At 45.0% G+C, this 18783-nt stretch carries 17 protein-coding genes and 3 pseudogenes; 13 read left to right on the top strand and 7 right to left on the bottom strand.

Going from position 1 to position 18783, the window contains the following annotated elements; translation table 11 throughout:
- The 3 genes from IEV16_RS03770 to IEV16_RS03760 all read left to right on the top strand — a co-directional run bounded on the left by IEV16_RS03770 (nt 1) and on the right by IEV16_RS03760 (nt 2833).
- Complete coding sequence (locus tag IEV16_RS03770) at nt 1-1527, top strand: B12-binding domain-containing radical SAM protein (protein ID WP_188364335.1); 1527 nt, start codon at nt 1-3, stop codon at nt 1525-1527.
- A complete protein-coding gene (locus IEV16_RS03765) occupies nt 1520-2419 on the top strand; it encodes a 1-aminocyclopropane-1-carboxylate deaminase/D-cysteine desulfhydrase (protein WP_188364334.1) in 900 nt (299 codons plus the stop codon). Before IEV16_RS03770 ends, IEV16_RS03765 begins: the two co-directional genes overlap by 8 nt.
- A gap of 66 nt (nt 2420-2485) precedes the next feature.
- Entirely contained in the window at nt 2486-2833 is a 348-nt protein-coding gene (locus IEV16_RS03760) for a DUF4870 family protein (protein ID WP_188364333.1), read from the top strand.
- On the opposite strand, the gene IEV16_RS03755 is transcribed toward IEV16_RS03760, so the two are convergent.
- Nucleotides 2830-3270, bottom strand: coding sequence for a DUF2231 domain-containing protein (locus tag IEV16_RS03755; RefSeq protein WP_188364332.1), 441 nt, complete (start codon nt 3268-3270; stop codon nt 2830-2832). The genes IEV16_RS03760 and IEV16_RS03755 overlap by 4 nt on opposite strands.
- The gene (locus tag IEV16_RS03750; RefSeq protein ID WP_188364331.1) at nt 3267-3611 is read right to left on the bottom strand and encodes a hypothetical protein; all 345 of its coding nucleotides are present in this window, start codon (nt 3609-3611) and stop codon (nt 3267-3269) included. The genes IEV16_RS03755 and IEV16_RS03750 overlap by 4 nt, the downstream gene beginning before the upstream one ends.
- A gap of 98 nt (nt 3612-3709) precedes the next feature.
- Between IEV16_RS03750 and IEV16_RS03745 the strand changes: the two genes are divergently transcribed.
- Both IEV16_RS03745 and IEV16_RS03740 read left to right on the top strand, forming a co-directional pair.
- The gene (locus tag IEV16_RS03745; RefSeq protein WP_188364330.1) at nt 3710-4345 is read left to right on the top strand and encodes a helix-turn-helix transcriptional regulator; all 636 of its coding nucleotides are present in this window, start codon (nt 3710-3712) and stop codon (nt 4343-4345) included.
- Nucleotides 4342-4824 (top strand): methylated-DNA--[protein]-cysteine S-methyltransferase, encoded by a 483-nt coding sequence (locus tag IEV16_RS03740; protein WP_229728230.1) that lies wholly within the window; start codon nt 4342-4344, stop codon nt 4822-4824. The genes IEV16_RS03745 and IEV16_RS03740 overlap by 4 nt, the downstream gene beginning before the upstream one ends.
- On the opposite strand, the gene IEV16_RS03735 is transcribed toward IEV16_RS03740, so the two are convergent.
- Complete coding sequence (locus IEV16_RS03735; RefSeq protein ID WP_188364329.1) at nt 4825-7389, bottom strand: serine/threonine-protein kinase; 2565 nt, start codon at nt 7387-7389, stop codon at nt 4825-4827.
- Nucleotides 7390-7500: 111 nt separating this feature from the next.
- On the opposite strand from IEV16_RS03735, the gene IEV16_RS03730 reads away from it, so the two are divergent.
- The 3 genes from IEV16_RS03730 (at nt 7501) to IEV16_RS03720 (ending at nt 11301) form a co-directional block, all read left to right on the top strand.
- Nucleotides 7501-8052 (top strand): NADPH-dependent FMN reductase, encoded by a 552-nt coding sequence (locus IEV16_RS03730; protein ID WP_188364328.1) that lies wholly within the window; start codon nt 7501-7503, stop codon nt 8050-8052.
- 2 nt (nt 8053-8054) lie between these two features.
- The gene (locus IEV16_RS03725; protein ID WP_188364327.1) at nt 8055-8441 is read left to right on the top strand and encodes a DUF302 domain-containing protein; all 387 of its coding nucleotides are present in this window, start codon (nt 8055-8057) and stop codon (nt 8439-8441) included.
- A 337-nt stretch (nt 8442-8778) separates the two neighbouring features.
- The gene (locus tag IEV16_RS03720) at nt 8779-11301 is read left to right on the top strand and encodes a heavy metal translocating P-type ATPase (protein ID WP_188364326.1); all 2523 of its coding nucleotides are present in this window, start codon (nt 8779-8781) and stop codon (nt 11299-11301) included.
- A gap of 94 nt (nt 11302-11395) precedes the next feature.
- Here the strand turns inward: IEV16_RS03720 and IEV16_RS03715 are convergent, their stop codons facing one another.
- From IEV16_RS03715 to IEV16_RS13540, 3 genes are all read right to left on the bottom strand, one after another.
- Nucleotides 11396-12124, bottom strand: a complete 729-nt coding sequence (locus tag IEV16_RS03715) for a hypothetical protein (RefSeq protein WP_188364325.1) — start codon at nt 12122-12124, stop codon at nt 11396-11398.
- Between the two features lie 285 nt (nt 12125-12409).
- On the bottom strand, nt 12410-13189 hold the full coding sequence (locus IEV16_RS03710) for an acetoin reductase (RefSeq protein WP_188364324.1): 780 nt from the start codon (nt 13187-13189) through the stop codon (nt 12410-12412).
- Between the two features lie 102 nt (nt 13190-13291).
- Nucleotides 13292-13396: a transposase domain-containing protein gene (locus tag IEV16_RS13540; RefSeq protein ID WP_188364323.1), complete on the bottom strand. Its 105-nt coding sequence runs from the start codon at nt 13394-13396 to the stop codon at nt 13292-13294.
- Between the two features lie 159 nt (nt 13397-13555).
- Between IEV16_RS13540 and IEV16_RS13600 the strand changes: the two are divergent.
- Nucleotides 13556-13699: pseudogene (locus IEV16_RS13600) on the top strand (transposase); the annotation flags it as partial.
- Entirely contained in the window at nt 13682-13825 is a 144-nt protein-coding gene (locus tag IEV16_RS13595; protein WP_443093945.1) for a pentapeptide repeat-containing protein, read from the top strand. The pseudogene IEV16_RS13600 and the gene IEV16_RS13595, both read left to right, overlap by 18 nt.
- Nucleotides 13826-13873: 48 nt before the next feature.
- Here the strand turns inward: IEV16_RS13595 and IEV16_RS03695 are convergent, their stop codons facing one another.
- Nucleotides 13874-14800, bottom strand: coding sequence for an NHL repeat-containing protein (locus IEV16_RS03695; RefSeq protein ID WP_188364321.1), 927 nt, complete (start codon nt 14798-14800; stop codon nt 13874-13876).
- Nucleotides 14801-15030: 230 nt separating this feature from the next.
- Between IEV16_RS03695 and IEV16_RS03690 the strand changes: the two are divergent.
- From IEV16_RS03690 to IEV16_RS03680, 3 genes and pseudogenes are all read left to right on the top strand, one after another.
- Nucleotides 15031-15834 (top strand): annotated as a pseudogene (locus IEV16_RS03690) (IS982 family transposase); the annotation flags it as partial.
- A gap of 195 nt (nt 15835-16029) precedes the next feature.
- A pseudogene (locus IEV16_RS13530) lies at nt 16030-16236 on the top strand (transposase); the annotation flags it as partial.
- A gap of 370 nt (nt 16237-16606) precedes the next feature.
- A complete protein-coding gene (locus tag IEV16_RS03680) occupies nt 16607-18727 on the top strand; it encodes a S9 family peptidase (protein WP_229728229.1) in 2121 nt (706 codons plus the stop codon).
- The last annotated feature ends 56 nt before the right edge of the window (nt 18728-18783 follow it).

Here is an 18783-nt window from a genome sequence, read left to right as displayed (position 1 = left end):
ATGAACACCGTGCTAAAAACACAAACCGCCACTCCGGATATTTTACTGACCACTTTGAACAGTAAGTACATCCATGCGGCCTTTGGTTTGCGTTATCTGATGGCCAATTTGGGTGAGCTACAGTCACAGGCACAATTACTGGAATTCACCATTCATGACCGGCCGATTGATATGGTTGAAAAAATCATCGAAAGCGGTGCCAAAATTGTCGGTTTCAGTGTATATATCTGGAATGTCACCGAAACCAATGAAGTGGTGCAGCTGTTAAAAACGGCTCAGCCGGACATCACCGTGGTGTTAGGCGGCCCCGAAGTCAGCCATGTACCTGATCAACCACTGGTGGTGTCCTGGGCAGACTATGTCATTAAAGGGCCGGGCGAACGCAGTTTCAGAAAGCTCTGCGAATCCCTGTTAAACCGGGAAAAACCTGCCCATCCTGTCATCCAGGGCGAAAGCGTGCCTTTGGAACAGCTGATTATGCCCTATGACTGGTACAGCGAAGAGGATTTAAAAAACCGCATTATCTATGTGGAAGCTTCACGCGGTTGCCCCTTTAAATGCCAGTTTTGCCTATCGGCATTGGATAAAACCGCTAAAGCCTTTACCTTGGATCGTTTTCTGGCAGAAATGGATCGCTTATACCGCCAAGGCGCTCGAAATTTTAAATTTATTGACCGTACTTTTAATTTAAAAATAGCCGATGCGGTGAAGATTATGGAATTCTTTTTAGCGCGCATGGACGATGATTTAACCGTACATTTTGAAGTCATTCCTGATCGCTTGCCGGATAAACTCAAAGACGTTATTCTGAAATTCCCACCCCACAGTTTACAGTTTGAAGTGGGGGTACAGACATTTGATCCAGAAGTACAACAATTGATTCAACGACGCCAGGATAACGACCGCTCAAAAGACAATATTCGCTGGATTTGTGAACACAGCCGCGCCCATATGCATGCGGATTTAATCTTCGGTTTGCCCGGTGATACCCTCACGGGTTTTGGTGACAGTTTTAACCAGTTATATGCCCTGAATCCACAGGAAATTCAGGTAGGCATATTAAAACGCCTGCGCGGTGCGCCGATTAATGCATTGACTCAGGAATATAACATGGTGTATTCCCCGCTGCCGCCTTATACCGTACTGCATACCCGTGATATCAGCTTTGAAGAATTACAGCGGGTCGGGCGTTTTGCCCGATACTGGGATATTTTCGCTAATTCCGGTCGTTTTCAGAACACTCTGCCGCTGTTGCTTAAAGACGATGCCTTTAAACACTTTATGGCCTTTTCAGATACCCTGTTCCGGGTCGAACAAAGCACCTGGAAAATATCCCAGCGCCGCCAGTTTGTTTTATTGTATCGTTTATTAAAAGACTATTTTGATGTTCAGGAAACGGTTTTAATGGCCGCTTTACAGGCTGACTTTGACCAAACCGGTGAAAAAGGCCGACTGAATGTCTTATTGAGACAAAATAAACAAGACAAAAGCTTTGTGGCCAACAAGCGCCAACAGCAGCATGGCTGAAGCCACACCGATTGAAAGCATCACCCTGCATGGTGTGAAAGTCTGGGTTAAACGTGAAGATCTGAATCACCCCATCATCCAGGGCAATAAACAACACAAACTCAAATACAATCTCATTCAAGCCACACAACAAGGTGCCGATACGCTGGTGACCTTCGGCGGTGCCCACTCGAATCATTTGCTGGCCACAGCTTACGCCGCGCAGCAGTCCGGTTTTAAGTCGCTGGGTATCGTGCGGGGTGATGAATTAAAACACGCCGAAGAGAACTGGTCAGATACGTTGAAACACTGCCGTCAGTTCGGCATGCAACTTGAATTTGTCCGTCGTGCAGATTACCGATTAAAACAACACAGTAAAGTGGTTCAGACTTTATTGAATGGTTTGGGTTCGACGTTTATTATTCCCGAAGGTGGCAGCAATACGGTGGCTGTTCAAGGGGTTGCAGAATGGTTACAAACCATTAAGACACAGTTAAAAGAACACCCAAGCCATATTATTTGCCCGGTAGGTACCGGCGGCACCCTGGCGGGGATTATCGCCGGTTGTGGGCTGAATCAGTGGCACTGTCAGGTTATCGGCATCAGTGTATTGAAAGGTTTACACAGTGTAAAGCATGCTATTAATCAATGGCTTAGCACCTACAACCGAAACCTGAAATTACCGAGTTGGCAAATAAACCATGAATTTCACGGTGGCGGCTATGCCAAATCAACAGCTGATATGTTGCACTTTGGAAGACAATTTAAGGCATCCAACAATGTCGCTTTGGATAAAATCTACAACCTCAAATCCTTTTATGCCCTCGACACATTAATTCAACAGTCTGTGATTGAATCGAGCGATCGACCGCTGATTATTCACACCGGTGGTTTACAGGGCGGAACAGCATGACTTATGGCATTTTAAAGAATGAATAGAAAATGCTAACATAATAAGTATTTGAGGTGAAATGAAACTATGAATACAGAGCCAACCCCACAAGGTGATGTCAGCACCGTTCGTTTAATTTATATTCTTTATCTGGTCAGTTTTATTGCCGGTATCACCGCCATCATCGGTGTTGTGATGGCCTATGTGAATAAAGACGATGCGGCTGAGTGGTTACAAAGTCATTACCAATTTATTATCCATACCTTCTGGAAAGCCCTGGTCATGTCACTCATCAGCATGGTGCTGATGATGGTTTTTATCGGCTTTATTCTGATTGTTCTGGTGATGCTGTGGATTATCGTTCGCTGTGTCAAAGGTCTGAAATATGTTGACCAGCGTCAGGCTCATCCGGATCCCACCGGTTGGGGCTTCTAATCCTTTGACTTCGGTTGTTTTTTAAAATGAGCAACACCACCGAGACCATGGGTATAGACCAAATGTCCGCCCAGGTAGGCGGTATAAATTAATAACACAAAGCCCACAGCAGAAGTCAGTAATGACCACAATAACAGCTGACTTGTCAGCATGGTCGGCAGTAACGCCCGGAAGCTAAAGGCAGCAAACAAAGCCAGCGCCCAGTACATGTGTTGTTCAATCCGTCGGGCGTTGGCTTGTTCCGGTTTCTGTCGTAAATAATCCATTAAACCGGCGGCCATGGCAATGACCGCCATAATACACGATGATACCACCACGAACTGGGTCAAATCAGCCCATTGCACACCATAGATATACTGATACATATCCAGAAAAAAAGTCACCGTCCAGCCAACAATGGGAAAATGAACAATCATCGGGTGTATCGGATGCTTCATAGTGTGAAAAATCCAGCCAATAAGATTAAAAAGGCAGTCACCGCTAATCCGGCATGAATAATCACCACCGCTTTGGGGGTGGGGATTTTACGCCAGTGAAAAGACGCCAGATAGGAACCCCCAATGGCGGCCACCACAAATAAGCCCAAAGCAGCTGATAATTGTGCCGCCCAGTCATGACTGGCTGCAGCCACCAATAAAATAATAATACCGGTGGCACCTAATAAAGCGTGCAACACCGATAATGCCCAGGGCGCTGTTTTGCCGCGCAATACGGAAGAGGCCAGGATCAGACCGCCTAAAGCCGCGATGCCAAAGATAATTAATGCATATAAAATCATAGTAACCCCAAATTGTTTTAAGTGGCCTTAGAATAGCACTATAAATAAACTTAAGCAACTATAAAGTATAATAAGTAAAATTATGATAGAATAACCCCATGATGAATTTTGACCGCCTTAACAACAGACAACAGCAAATACTGCGGCATTTGCTGTATAGTGAAATCGCTGTCACCATGGAACAGTTGGTTGATACAATCGGTATATCCCGCGCTGCCTTAGGCAAACACATGGATGTGCTGATGTCCTATCAATTGGTCGAAACTCAATTACAAGACAGCACCGGTGGCCGGCCCTCACGGGCTTTTAACCTGACGCAAGCCGGACGGGCCATCTTTCCTAAACAATATCATTTGTTTTCTCGGGCTTTAATGTCTGCCATCAGTGAAAAATTAGATGATGACAGCATTACGGAAATATTGACAGAAATGGGCGAGCAGTTGGCTGATCAGTTACAGCCTGAAATGAAATCTAATCAAGATAAAATGCAGGCCGTGAGAAAAATTATGGCAAGATTAGGCTATGAAACGGTTGAGCCTGATAGCGAATCCGAAAAAGATAGTTTAATTGCAAAAAATTGCGTATTCCATGATCTGGCCATCAACGACGAGCGCGTTTGTCAGTTGGATATTTCACTGATAAGTCACCTTCTGGGTGAGCCTGTTTATTTAAAAGAATGTATGGCCAAAGGTGGTCAGCATTGTCATTTTTGCACGGTGAACTCTAGAAAATGATGAATAACACACTACAACTTGACAGCCCCGTCGGCCCATTATTCTTACAGGCAGATGACAGCCATTTAACACGCCTGTCTTTTACACCACAGAACAAAGACTATCCCAGTCAAACATCGCATCCGGTATTACACAAAGCCCGTGAGCAGTTATTGGCCTACTTTAGACATGAAATCCATTCGTTTGATGTGCCGCTGAAATTCTCAGGTACGGATTTTCAAAACCGGGTGTGGCAACAACTGCAACAAATTGATTACGGCCAGACCGAAACCTACGGCCAGGTGGCAAAAGCCATCCATAATCCCAAGGCCGTCAGGGCAGTGGGCAGTGCCAACAACAAAAACCCGATCGTCATTATTGTACCTTGTCACCGCGTCATCGGTGCTTCAGGGCAATTGGTGGGCTATGGGGGTGGTTTAGGTGTGAAAGAATGGTTGTTAAAGCATGAACAATCCTTAAACAATCAGCCAAATCACTGACTATTCAGATTCGTTTATGGTTTGAAGGTGTTGCTCAAGTTGTTTGGCGTATACCGGATGATTGGTGACGATGGGGTTTTTAAGAAGTTCGGTGGCCAGTTGTTTGGCGCGCGGCCATTGCTGCTGTTCGTATAAACTTAGTTCCAGTGCCAGGCCACAGCCCACCACCAGCATATTGGTTTTATTAACTTTGCGGGCATTTTGATAGCAGTTGTTGGCTTGTTGTTGGGCTTGGTGAAAATCCCCTAAGCCGATATAGGCGCGAGCCAGCACCATTTGTGCATATTGACTGGCGCGATGCTGATCGCCTAGCGTTTTAGCCTGTTGATGGTAAATGTCAGCGGCCATCTGGCGGGCTTCTTCAAAATGCTGTTGTTGTAACAAAATGGCTGCCAGTGAGGTTTTTTGTTGTAAGGTTTCGCTGTGATTTTCACCGTAAAATCGACGATAACTGTCCACGCCTGAACGGCTGAAATCTAACGCCTGATCCGGCTTGCCCTGTGCCAGTAAAATACGCGCCATGGCCATATAAACCCGACCGGTTAAGGCGTGCTCTTCACCCAAAGAGCTCTGGGCTATTTCCAGCGCTTGACGGCCTTGTTGTTCGGCTTCGGCTAAATGCCCTAATGCCTGGTTGGCACTGGATTGAAATAACTTCATTTTAGCCACCAGGGGATGATTAGAATCATAAAACTGTTTTAACCGGGGTATAAGGTCATCCAATTCGGCTATACTTTCGGCAATATCTTCAGCCGATAAGCTCTGTAAGGTTTCGACCCGCGCCATGCGTAATCCTAACGTGGCTGAATGATTATCACCCCACAAATCCCGCGCATCGTTAATCGCTTCAGTAAGTTGTGTTAACGCTTCTTGGTTGCGATCTTGTAAATTAAGTGAATTGGCCTGTTCCTTAATAATCCGTGCCATTAACAAAGGTTGTTTGAGTTGCTCGGCCTGTTGCCGTGCGATTTGGTACTGTTTTTGTGCTTGCGCAAAATCACCATGATAATCTGCCAGATTACCGGTTAATTCGTGGTAGCTGAATAAAGCGATTGGATGACCACTCAACTGAGCGGGATTTATCGCCTGAAGTTGTTGTTCTGCCTGCGCGTAGTTATGTTGTTTTATGTGGGCTTCAGCCAGCGCTAGGTTATTGGTGAGGTCATCGGTATTGATTTGCTGAGCCAGGGTTAACTGCTTTATGGCGTTACTGTAATCATCGGCTTTTAACAGGGCAGCCCCTAACAGATGATTAAATTCGAATGCCAAAACAGGATCCTTGATTGGGTTTTCACGGGCATTGCGTAAAGCCTGCTGTAGCATTTCTTTAACTGTAATGGAACGGCCCTGTCGAATGTCCGGATCGGTCTGTTCGATGGCATTAAAAAACAAATTCCGTACTTGTTCGGTTTTGGCGGTTTGGGTTTTAAGGCGATCCAATTGCCAAAAACTGAATGCCAGGCCGGCGCTTAAAATAACAAACGTCACAACCAATAAACTCCCGGCAAAAGGCTGACGCCGAAAAAACTTTTTGGTGTTATCCCACAGGGAACTGTCGAAGGAAGCCAGAGGAAGCTGTTGTTGCCACAGTGCCAGATCCGTGACCAGCTGATCAAACTCCCGATAACGGTCCTGCGGTAGAAATTGCAGACCTTTGTTGATGATTTTCTTTAAATCACCATCCAGATCCGCCTGTCTTAAACAGCGTTTCTGCCAGCCCGGTTTGAAGTCTTTGTTATCGGGGCATAAACATTCCAGTAGCACGGAACAGTAACCGTAAATATCGGTGGCAAAAGAGACCGGTGAATCGCTGTTCTGAATTTGCTCCGGTGGCGAATAGGCTTGCGTATAGGCCTGGGTCTCAGCCGTATGTCGGGCGATGGCGGCGATTCCAAAATCCACCACCTTGAGGTGACCAAAGCCATCCACCAGAATGTTATTGGGCTTTAAATCGCGGTGAATAATATGGTTTTTATGGGCATAGTCCAGGGTTTTAGCCAGCGTGATAAATAAATCAATGGTGGCTTGTTGGCTCAGGCCGTTATCTTCAATATATTCAGTAATCGGTCTCGCTTCATGCACCAATTCCATCACAAAATAGGGAATGCCCTGGTCGCTGACCCCGCCATGATGCAAATCAACAATGTGCGGATGATGCAGGTAGGACAGGGTTTCCAGTTCGTCAACAAACAGCCGGCGAAGTTTACTGGTCAGTAAATGCGGTGGAATCAGTTTAATGGCCACATCTTTTTGGGCCTGGCTGTCGATTTTATGGGCACGATAAACTGCCGACATACCACCTTCAGCAATTAATTCCGTGATTTGGTAGCTTTCGATGGTGAACGATTCAAACACCTCATTTTTCAGCACAGTTTGTTGACCGACATTGGCTTGGGTCCGTTGTCGGCTGCGGCTATCGAGTAAAGTTTTGATGTGCTCAATGACGGATTCCGAGACATTGCTTTGTCGTGCCCGGGTGATAATGTCTTCCCGGTGCAAATGAAAGAAGCGATCCACAAATCGTTGTGCTTGTTCCTGTTCAATTTGTTGTTGGCTGGCTTTCATATATGTCATTGAGCGTTGCTTGAAATAAGAGGATATTACCCCAAATCTAAAAGGGTCAACACAGTTTAGCGCATATCAGACATTTAATAAAAACATACCGGAGGATTTCCCATGGCTAAAAAGAACATTGCCTTAATTGTCGGCTCTTTGAGAAAAGATTCGTATAACCGCAAAGTCGCCCACGAACTGATGCGACTGGCACCTGACGAACTGGATTTAAACATCGTCGAAATCGGTGACTTGCCGTTGTACAACGAAGATTTAGAAGCGGAAACACCCCAGGCCTGGAGCGACTTTCGCCATGCCATGAAATCCTCAGATGGTGTGATTTTCATCAGTCCGGAATATAACCGATCCATTCCCGGCGCCTTAAAAAACGCCATCGATGTCGGTTCCAGACCTTACGGCCAGAGTGTCTGGCAGGGTCTGCCCGGTGCTGTGATAACAGCCAGTCAAAGTGCCATCGGCGGTTTTGGGTCCAATCACAACATCCGTCAGGCGGTGGTGTTTTTAGATATTCCGATGATGCCGCAGCCGGAAGCCTACATCGGCCAGATTCAGAATTTATTGGATGATAATGACCGACTGGTGCCGGACACAGAGAAATTTGTGCAGAAATTTATCGACAGCTACCATGATTGGTTTAACAAACTCAGGAGATAACGATGTACTACCAGAAAACCACCCAAAAAGATTTTAAACAAGCCTCAAAAGACCTGGAAGACGCCGTCATTGCCCATAAATTCGGCGTCTTGCATGTCCATGATTTAGGCAACACCTTGCGCTCCAAAGGTATCGACTTTAAAGAAGACTGCCATGTTCTGGAAGTCTGCAGCCCGGCACAAGCCGACAAAGTCCTGTCCATTGATATGCAACTCAACATGGCCTTACCCTGCCGCATCTCGGTGTGGACCGAAGACGGTGAAACCAAAATCGGCATGATTAAGCCGGTGAAAATGTTATCCGACCTATCCTCTGATGCGCGTTTGGTGGAAGTCGCCACTGAAGTGGAACAAGCCACCAAAACCATGATTGACGAAGCCGCCGTATAGGCGGTACGGCGCAGGCCGGTACCCAGCGTCCTTTTACAGGCACAACGTAGGCGGTGCCGGCGCAGTCCGGTACCCAGCATCATTTGATCCGGAATGTACGCCACCTCCAATATTAGCCGCACCGGCACAAACCGGTGCCCGGCGTCCTGAAGGGTGCTGGGCATCCAAGCTTTATATCATTATTTATGCTAAAATCTTTACCCTGTTGTAGTTGGCAAAAACCACCAACCATCATGGCATAAAAACGTGTCAACCAATTGTAGATGGGCGTGGCCCATCACATGCCGTAACGGCGCAGACCGGTACCCGGCGTCTTTATTTGTAAGCAGGTAAAACAATGAACAAACAAACCTATCCCGTCACCGGCATGAGCTGTGGCGGCTGTCGTAAGCATGTCACCGAAGCCTTATCAGGTGTTCAAGGCGTCACCGATGTCAGTGTCGATTTAGACCAGAAAACAGCCGACATCACCTGGCAAGACGAGCCTGATTTCGAGGCCTTGCAAGCCGCCCTCAGCGACAGCACTTACGACATCTACCGACCCGGCGAAACCCCGCCTGAACCGGAAGAAAAAGAACCGGGTCATAAGTCTGAGAGGGGCAACGGCGTCTTCTATTGCCCGATGCATTGTGAAGGCGATAAAACCTACGACGCCCCCGGCGATTGTCCGGTTTGTGGCATGGACCTGGTGGAACAACAGCAGGTGCAGTTTGGTGTCGGTGATCAATACACCTGCCCGATGCACCCGGAAATCATTCGCGACGAGCCCGGTGATTGCCCCATATGCGGCATGGAACTGGTGCCCAAAGAACCGGACCTCAGTAGCGAGGAAAAAACCTATAAACGCTTACTCACTAAACTCTGGTGGTCGATACTCTTTACCTTACCGATATTTGTCCTTGAAATGGGCGATATGATTCCCGGTAACCCGATCAGCAAAGCCCTCAGCGAAACCACCCGAAACTGGATTCAATTGGTATTGTCGATACCGGTGGTGTTCTGGACCACCTGGATGTTCTTTGAACGGGCCTATAAAAGTATCAAAACCTGGAACCTGAATATGTTCACCCTCATCGGTATCGGTGCCGGGGTGGCGTGGTTATTCAGTGTCTTTGCCTTGTTATTCCCGGACACCTTACCGCCTGAGTTTAAAACCGACAGTGGTGCCGTGCATGTTTATTTTGAAGCCGCCACCGTGATTCTGACTTTGGTGCTGTTGGGACAGGTGCTGGAAGCCCGCGCCCACAGTAAAACCAGTGACGCGGTCAAAGAACTGCTCAAACTGGCGCCCAATAAAGCCACCCTGGTGGATGAAAACGGCGATGAACACGAAATCAGCATTAACGACGTCAGACAAGGCGATGTCCTGCGCATTAAACCCGGCGGTAAAATTCCGGTGGACGGCGTCATTAAACAAGGCGAGTCATCCATCGATGAATCGGCCATCACAGGTGAACCGATACCTGTGGATAAATCAGAAGGTGATAAAGTCACCTCCGGCACCATTAACGGCAACCAGTCTTTCACCATGACCGCAGAAAAAGTCGGTGCCGATACCTTGCTGGCACAGATCGTCACCATGGTCAACGACGCCAGCCGCTCCCAGGCACCGATGCAAAAACTGGCCGATACAATTGCCGGTTATTTTGTGCCGGTGGTGGTGCTGATTTCTATTATCACCTTTATTATCTGGGCGATATTTGGCCCGGAACCGGCTTATGTTTATGCCCTGGTGAATGCCATTGCGGTCCTGATTATTGCCTGTCCTTGCGCCTTGGGTCTGGCCACACCGATGTCGATTATGGTCGGTGTCGGTAAAGGCGCACAAAATGGCGTCCTCATTAAAAACGCCGAAGCACTGGAAAAAATGAGCCACGTGGACACCCTGATTGTCGACAAAACCGGCACCCTAACCGAAGGTAAGCCCACCGTTGAAACCATCGAGACCACCACTGACAAACTCAGTGCCGAGGAAGTCACCGCCCTGGTGGCCTCACTTAATCGCAGCAGCGAACATCCGCTGGCTACCGCCACCGTGAACTACGCCCGCGACAATAACATAGAATTATCCGAAGCCAGTGATTTTGATTCGGTCACCGGCCAGGGCGTTATCGGCACCGTGAATAAACAATCCCTGGTACTGGGTAACGATAAACTTATGCACAAAGTCAACGCAGCATTAACCGAAAGTGTACTCAGTCAGGCCAAAGACTTCCAGCAGCAAGGTAAAACCGTGTCTTACCTGGCTGTTGATAAACAGGTGGTCGGTTTTGTCGTGATCGGCGATCGCATTAAAAAGACCGCCGCCGACGCCATTAAAGCCCTGCAAGACGACGGCGTGAATGTCATCATGCTCACCGGCGACAATGAAGACACCGCCCGCACCGTGGCAAATGCCTTAAACCTCTCCGACTTTAAAGCCGGCATGCTACCACAAGATAAAATGGCATTCGTCGAGCAGCTACAAAACGAAGGCCATATCGTCGCCATGGCCGGTGACGGCATTAACGACGCCCCGGCACTGGCCAAAAGTAACGTCGGCATCGCCATGGGCACCGGCACCGACGTCGCCATCGAAAGCGCCGAAGTCACCCTCGTTAAAGGCGACCTCAAAGGCATCGTCAAAGCCCGCTTCCTCAGCGAAGCCGTGATGCGCAACATCAAACAAAACCTGTTCTTCGCCCTCATCTACAACAGCGTCGGCGTCCCCATCGCCGCCGGTGTACTGTTCCCGTTCTTCGGCTTACTGCTGTCGCCGATGATTGCCGCCGCGGCCATGAGTTTAAGTTCGGTTTCGGTGATTGGGAATGCGTTGCGGTTGAAGAGAGTTAGATTGGGTGGGTTAGGTGACCTATCTTAATGGTCGCATGAATTTTATTTTTGAAGTCAGTTAAAAATTGGTGTATTAATATGTAATTGATTTTTTTCGTCAGGTTAGCACTGTATTACAAATGTCAAACCTCAGGGGGAGTTGGGTTCTTCGTATCTCTGAAAGAAAAGTGATCAAAATTGTATTTTTTTAAAGCCTTTATTGTTGCAACGCTTGTCTCTTTCTCCGAGCGAATAATTGTATTTGTATCTATATTATTTTCTTCCATGTGAGTAGCCATTTGATTAATCAATTTTTTTACGGCTTCGGGAGTTTCACTTGAATTTACATTAGTTAATGCCAACAAGTTTACTGTATAGGTCTCATGCGATTCTATTTCCCTATTTGGCTCAACTGATATGTATAGGGCAGAAATAAAGTTATTAGTTTTTTTTAATAACTTTTTAAAGTTCCTCATAGTGCGCATTCTTTCATTGAACTCAGATGGCAAAGCTAACCTATTGTAACGCGAGGCCAACCATTGACATAAAATTCTGCTATTGTGGTCATCTAACTTTATGGTCTCATCGGGTAGTTGATCGATGAATTTGTCTTTAGAAATAGAACGCTTATTTTTTGCTTTTAGTTCTAAGTAAAGAGGAGTAGCCCCACTATTAGGATCAAGCTTTATTGCCTCTAAATTTAATACTCGAGGATTCTGTGAGTTAGTCATCATGGCATTTAGAGACTCAATTTCACTGCATATTATTATCTCAACTTCAGGCTCGTCCTCAATAGAATGATGGGCTATATCACAAGACTGACTTATCACAATCAGTTTTTGATTTTTATTTTCAATCCCTAGCTCACTCAATAACAGTTCTGTTAGGTTTTCTGAAATGAAAAACTAAAGGGGTCAGTACCCTTTAAAGTGTTTTATGGTATCTTAGTAATTTTGAGGGTTTAACCTTGCCAAGAAAGCCAAGGTTATTTGTTCCGCATATCGCCAATTATATGAGGCTAAAGGGTACTGACCCCTTTATTCTTTATGACTATCAAAATACATCTTGGATGTAATTTCAACAATTATGATCATATCAAATAGCTGCAAGGCATTGAAAACATGCCTTGCAGATTTAGAACTTGTTTTGATGATGTTTTAACGATAAACAAGACCACCATCAATGATGGGCGCTTGACCGGTCATATAATCTGAATCCGGGCCCGCCAGATAAGAAACAAATGCAGCCACATCTTCCGGTGTTTGTGCACGCCCAAGGGCGATTCCACCAACGAATTTATCATAGTTTTCGCCGATTTTAGCACCGGTAATTTCAGCCATGCGCTTATCAATCTCAACCCACATATCGGTGCCGACAACGCCGGGACAGTAAGCATTAACAGTAATACCATCGCTGGCATACTCTTGAGCCGACGCCTGTGTCAAAGCCCGCACAGCAAATTTGGTCGCTGAATAAATACCTAACAAAGGAAAGCCTTCATGTCCTGCAATAGAGGACGCGCTGATAATCTTACCTTTTTGCTTGCGCTGTTTAAATTTCGCGGCAGCCGCTTGTATGCCCCATAAAACACCTTCAATATTAACCTTTAAAATATTATCAACTTCTTCAGGCTTAAGTTCTGCAATGGATTGAATATTTGCGATACCGGCATTGTTAACGATGATATCAAAACCACCGAGCTCTTTTTCGGCGTGATCAACAGCGGCGTAAACCTCATCGCGCTTAGCGACGTTGGCTTTGAATGTGGTGGCTTTACGGCCAAGTGCGCGAACTTCATCGGCAACTGTCTGCATATTTTTTTCGTTCAAATCGACAATGGCAATGTCCGCACCATCGTTGGCTAAACGTAAGGCAATGGCACGTCCAATGCCCTGTCCTGCGCCCGTAATCAGGGCCACTTTGTTATTAATACTCATGATAATCTCCTTTCAATTTATTCAAAATCGCTTATCTAAAAATTAATGTAAGCGCCAAGTCAACCCCATGGTTGACAGCTTAGTTTAGCTGATTATGATTGTTTAATCGAGTTGGATGTTTTCAGGCAGCAGCTGTTCGAACTGCTCTGCTGTTTCACAGTTTGGAAGTCGGCGGTATATTTCGGTGAGATATTTTTCGGGATTCAAGCCGTGTACTAAAGGGGTCAGTACCCTTTAAAGAGATTTATGCTATCATACCAAATTTGAAAGGTATCTTATGCCAAGGAAACCAAGGTTCTTTATTCCCGATATTGCCAACCATGTTATTCAAAGAGGGAATAACCGTCAGGCTGTGTTTTTGAAGAAGAAGATTATCAAACGTATAAAAATTATTTGCATGATTCAGCTCAAGGTAGTGGCGTAAAAATTCATGCTTATGAATTGATGACTAACCACATTCATATTCTCGCCACAGCCGAAACAACAGACGGCATCAGTTTTAAGTTAAAGGGTACTAAGTTAAAGGGTACTAAGTTAAAGGGTACTAAGTTAAAGGGTACTAAGTTAAAGGGTACTAAGTTAAAGGGTACTAAGTTAAAGGGTACTAAGTTAAAGGGTACTGACCCCTTTAGTTAAAAAGCCCGTGTCATGTCACGGGCTTTGGTGGTTTAGAAGCTTAGTTTATTATTGGAATCGACGTGCTGTAAAAGCACCGAATACCATGAGTAACAAGCTCAAAAGAGCCAATACGTAAAAATTATTAACCGGCACCATTTGTGCAGGCCCAGTTCCTCTGGCGCATAAGGTGGCGGCATTGGCAGCCGGTTGTGCCAGCGAGATATCAAATTCAACGATTTCATTGCTGGCAATTGCCATAACATAAAGACTATTGCCAATGACACCAACACCTTCACCGTCTGAAAAACCATTAGCACCAGTGCCGGGAAAGTTTTCAATTTCGGTAAAAGATGAATCATAACTGCGTACCAGGTCAGTGCCACTGTCATAAATCCAAAAAACACAGCGTTGTTCATCAAAAGCGATGCCGTCCTGCGATGAGCCGTTAATGGGGTAGTTATTGATTAAATTGCCGGATAAATCATATTCAGACACTTTATTGCCCCCCGCGCCATCAACAACAAATAAATTATTAAGTGGTGCCGCATAGGTAATACCTTCCGGGAAGGTGGTTTCGGTTGACACATCGAAACTCGATAAGTAATTTCCGGCTAAATCAAATAAATCAACATCAGAAGCTGCTGTGTCGGTGAGATACAGTGTGCTACCGTCTGTGGTTATTCCGATGGGATTAGCGTTATTGGCCGCAACATTAATCGGGCCGGTAACCAATGGGCCAGCGGTTGATTGGCTAAAATATTCATTATTACTGATTTCAGTAACCAATAAATCGCCTGAGCCATTATGCTCCAGACCCACGGGCAATGCACCGGTAACACCGGTTGGTGGTGATGTAATCGATCCGATAAATGTACCGACCCCTCCGCCTCGGTTAGCGGCTGCAGGGTTAAAGGCTGTGTTATTGGGATCATCGGTTTGTGCAAACAGTGGCGCACAAAAAAGTAAGCTAAATAAGATCAGAAATTTTTTCATAGAAATACCCTTTTTTTAAATAAGACTCAAAATAAATCAAAACTTACAGGGGATTTTATAATTAATAACTAACCCCATGCATTATTTATTATAAATGAAATACAAATAAAATGTTAAATTAAATTATTATGAACCCGTGGTGCATTTAGAAAATAGTTGAAAAACAAGAAGTTACTCATAGCAAAATGCGGTATATTTATAAGTCTCGAAACTTGAAAATTACCAATACTATGAGTAACTTAGAATGCAGTTATATCAAAATATTGTCTGTCTTACAGCAATTAATTGAACAATCTAACTTTTTGAATCAAATCAGAATACCTAAACTATCAGATATTGAAGTTATCGCGTTGGCTTTAACAGCTGAATACTTAAATATTGATTCAGAAAGGGAGTTATTTCGCAGATTACCTGCGAGCTTATTTGACCAGATAGAACGTTCGGTTTACAACCGACGAAAAAGACAATTATTCATTTATATAGAAGCACTTAGGCAACAAATGGCAGATCAAATGACCACTGGAGAAGATCATTTTTTAATCGACAGTATGCCCTTGGAAGTGTGTAAGATTTCTCGTGCAGGGCGTTCAACTATATGTAACGATGATGTCGATACAGCGCCAAATCATGGTTATTGTGCCTCTCAAAGCATGAGGTATTACGGTTACAAATTACATGCGGTGTGTTCTGTGGATGGTGTTTTTAAACATTTTGACTTATCACCTGCATCTGTCCATGACATACATTACCTAAATGATATAAAAGGGCTAATGAAAGACTGTCATATCATTGGAGACAAAGGCTATTTGAGTCATCCTTTGCAACTGGATTTATTTGATACATCGAACATAAACCTGCATACTCCTATGAGAAAAAATCAACTAAATTACAAGAGGTTACCTTGGGTTTACAGCAAGGCAAGAAAACGAATTGAAACCTTATTTTCTCAACTGTGTGATCAATTTATGATTCGCAGAAACTATGCAAAAACGTTTAAAGGGTTCGCCACCAGAATCATGGCAAAAATCACTGCACTGAATAAAGGGGTCAGTACCCTTTAAAGAGATTTATGCTATGAATAAAGGGGTCAGTACCCTTTAAAGAGATTTATGCTATCATACCAAATTTGAAAGGTATCTTATGCCAAGGAAACCAAGGTTCTTTGTTCCCGATATTGCCAACCATGTTATTCAAAGAGGGAATAACCGTCAGGCTGTGTTTTTGAAGAAGAAGATTATCAAACGTATAAAAATTACTTGCATGATTCAGCTCAAGGTAGTGGCGTAAAAATTCATGCTTATGAATTGATGACTAACCACATTCATATTCTCGCCACAGCCGAAACAACAGACGGCATCAGTTTTAAGTTAAGGGTACTGACCCCTTTAGTTTATTTATTCGGTATCTATCACTATTTAAGGCGAGAAAAAAAGTAAAAACCCTCAAAAAAGTGATCATTTGATTTAAAAAATAAACAAGGACAAGCACCAAATGTAAAACCTCATTCATGATATTGGTTTAATTAAAGCTCAATAAAATATCTAAAGATGGGCATTATGGGGTGACAAAGTTTGAGTAAGGTATCTAATATCCTTGGATTGATATGTTAGGTGAGTTTGCCGGATTCTTGTCAGGCGGTATCGATTTAGATGCCTGTCTTTTGTCGAAGTCCTGAAGTGAAGTTGTATGACTTTAAATTTTCACATGGGTCGATTAATATGGCGTTAGGCGACTATCGTTAGGGCGTTTAATAACACTGATAGGCGTGTTTCTGGAATTTTATAAGTTCAAAACAATGAGGAAAGAATGAGAAAAATCGATTTAAAGAGAACAAAAGGTCGTCACCATCAGGGTGGCAATCAGCGGTTTATGTGGATTACTGGTGTTGTTTTAGGTTTGTTGGTTGGGTTTAGTGCGCATGCTAAAAAGGACATCATGACCTTAGAACAAATCGTGACGGCGCATTATGTGGGCAGTTCGGTGGTGTCATCTGACGGTCAGTTGACGGCTTATACTTTGGTGAAGCCGCGTACGCCTTATGAGGATGAGGATGGGTCACATTATGTTGAGCTGCATGTGGTGGATAAACAAGGTAACTCAAGGCCTTTTATTACCGGTGAGGTATCTGTGTCTTCGGTGCAGTGGAGCCCGGATGGCCAGTCGATATATTATCGCGCTAAGCGTAACGATGATAAATACACCTCAATTTACCGTATTCCGGTGGATGGTGGTGAGTCGGTTAAAGTCATTTCTCATAAAAATAATATTTCTTCGTTTTCCCTTAATTCAGAAGGTGACAAATTGGTTTTTGTGGCCAAGCCGGAGAAAGACAAGTCGGAGAAAAAGCTGGAAAAGAAAGGTTTCAAAGCTGAAGTCTATGAAGAGGATATTCAATTTAACCATGCCTATCAAGTTAATCTAAACAACTTAGAAGACGAACCGGTTCAATTAAATATTGATGAACATATCTTGTCAGTACAGTTTCATCCCGGGAAAGATCATGTGCTGCTTCGAACCACACCAACGCCGCATATCGATGATAATTATACATCCTCTGAATATGGTATTTATCAAATTGACGGTGAGCGTATTCAGGCGTTTAAAACCGAAGGTAAGCTGGGTGAAGCGGAATGGTCGCCCAATGGCAAATATGTCGCCATGATTGGTGCCGAAGATAAGCATGATCCGGCCAGTGGCCGATTGTTTGTTGGTCGCAGTGGCAACGGCAAGATGACTGAATATGTTAAAGACTATGCAGGTCATGTCAAAGCCATTGAGTGGCTGTCAGATTCTCAACTGGCCTATATGGGGCATATTGGCACCAGCAGTGAAGTCAGTGTCATTAATCTCGATACGGAAAAAGTTGACAACAGGCTGCCACTCGGCAAAGCCGTGTTAAGTAACTTTGATGTCAGCGAAGACGGCAAAACCATGGTTGCGACCGTTGGCCACGCTGATCATCCGCGAGAAGTTTACTCGGTCAATAACGGTGATTTGAAGCGATTAAGCCATTCCAACCCCTGGCTGGAGAATATCGCCATGCCGAAGCAGGCATCCATTAAATACACCGCGCGTGATGGTCTTGAGCTTGAGGGGATTCTGGTTTATCCCATTAACTATACAAAGAATCAACGTTATCCTTTGATTATGATGGTGCATGGCGGTCCTGAAGCCCATATCAGCAATGAGTGGCTGGATCGTTATGCTTACCCGATTAAACATGCTGCCGGTAATGGTTTTGCGGTGTTTCTGCCGAACTATCGCGGCAGTACCGGTCGCGGTGTTGAATTCAGTAAAAAAGGTCAGGCCGATTATGCCGGTGGTGAGTTTAATGATTTGGTGGATGCCATCACCCATTTATCTGATGAAGGTATTGTCGATAAAGCGCGTGTTGGTATTACCGGCGGTTCCTACGGCGGTTATGCCTCTGCCTGGGCAGCCACCGCCTTAAGTGAGCATTTTGCCGCCAGTGTTATGTTTGTGGGCATTGCCAATCAGCTGTCAAAGTTCGGTACCACCGATATCCCCAAGGAAATGTACAACGTGCACGCCCGCAATTACCCCTGGGATAAATGGATGTGGATGTTGGAGCGTAGTCCGATTTATCACACCGATAAAGCACAAACGCCACTGCTGATTATGCATGGCAAAAATGACACACGGGTACATCCGGCGCAGTCTATGGAGTTGTATCGCTACATTAAAACCCGCACCGATACACCAGTCCGTCTGGTGTATTACCCGGGCGAAGGCCACGGTAACCGCAAAGCCGCGGCGCAGCTGGATTATGCCAAGCGCTTAATGCGCTGGATGAACTTCTACCTCAAAGGTGAGAATAAAGGTCAGCAAATCCCACCCTATGACCTGGACCATCAGGCACAGCTTAAAAAGGATGCCGAAGACAATGACGCTGAGGCATCATTTTAAGATGTCATTTGCCTTTGAGAATTTTGTATCGCGGCTATTCTGTTAAGCCCGTTTCA

This window comes from Marinicella pacifica (genome assembly GCF_014636635.1).
Classification (GTDB): Bacteria; Pseudomonadota; Gammaproteobacteria; order Xanthomonadales; family Marinicellaceae; genus Marinicella; species Marinicella pacifica.
This window is presented reverse-complemented; position numbering and strand designations above follow the sequence as displayed.

What these genes read in the sequence shown, in the direction of transcription:
- IEV16_RS03770 (WP_188364335.1), top strand. Translation starts at nt 1, where the DNA reads ATGAACACCGTGCTAAAAACACAAACCGCCACTCCGGATATTTTACTG.
- IEV16_RS03765 (WP_188364334.1), top strand. Translation starts at nt 1,520, where the DNA reads ATGGCTGAAGCCACACCGATTGAAAGCATCACCCTGCATGGTGTGAAA.
- IEV16_RS03760 (WP_188364333.1), top strand. Translation starts at nt 2,486, where the DNA reads ATGAATACAGAGCCAACCCCACAAGGTGATGTCAGCACCGTTCGTTTA.
- IEV16_RS03755 (WP_188364332.1), bottom strand. Translation starts at nt 3,270, where the DNA reads ATGAAGCATCCGATACACCCGATGATTGTTCATTTTCCCATTGTTGGC.
- IEV16_RS03750 (WP_188364331.1), bottom strand. Translation starts at nt 3,611, where the DNA reads ATGATTTTATATGCATTAATTATCTTTGGCATCGCGGCTTTAGGCGGT.
- IEV16_RS03745 (WP_188364330.1), top strand. Translation starts at nt 3,710, where the DNA reads ATGATGAATTTTGACCGCCTTAACAACAGACAACAGCAAATACTGCGG.
- IEV16_RS03740 (WP_229728230.1), top strand. Translation starts at nt 4,342, where the DNA reads ATGATGAATAACACACTACAACTTGACAGCCCCGTCGGCCCATTATTC.
- IEV16_RS03735 (WP_188364329.1), bottom strand. Translation starts at nt 7,389, where the DNA reads ATGAAAGCCAGCCAACAACAAATTGAACAGGAACAAGCACAACGATTT.
- IEV16_RS03730 (WP_188364328.1), top strand. Translation starts at nt 7,501, where the DNA reads ATGGCTAAAAAGAACATTGCCTTAATTGTCGGCTCTTTGAGAAAAGAT.
- IEV16_RS03725 (WP_188364327.1), top strand. Translation starts at nt 8,055, where the DNA reads ATGTACTACCAGAAAACCACCCAAAAAGATTTTAAACAAGCCTCAAAA.
- IEV16_RS03720 (WP_188364326.1), top strand. Translation starts at nt 8,779, where the DNA reads ATGAACAAACAAACCTATCCCGTCACCGGCATGAGCTGTGGCGGCTGT.
- IEV16_RS03710 (WP_188364324.1), bottom strand. Translation starts at nt 13,189, where the DNA reads ATGAGTATTAATAACAAAGTGGCCCTGATTACGGGCGCAGGACAGGGC.
- IEV16_RS03695 (WP_188364321.1), bottom strand. Translation starts at nt 14,800, where the DNA reads ATGAAAAAATTTCTGATCTTATTTAGCTTACTTTTTTGTGCGCCACTG.
- IEV16_RS03680 (WP_229728229.1), top strand. Translation starts at nt 16,607, where the DNA reads ATGAGAAAAATCGATTTAAAGAGAACAAAAGGTCGTCACCATCAGGGT.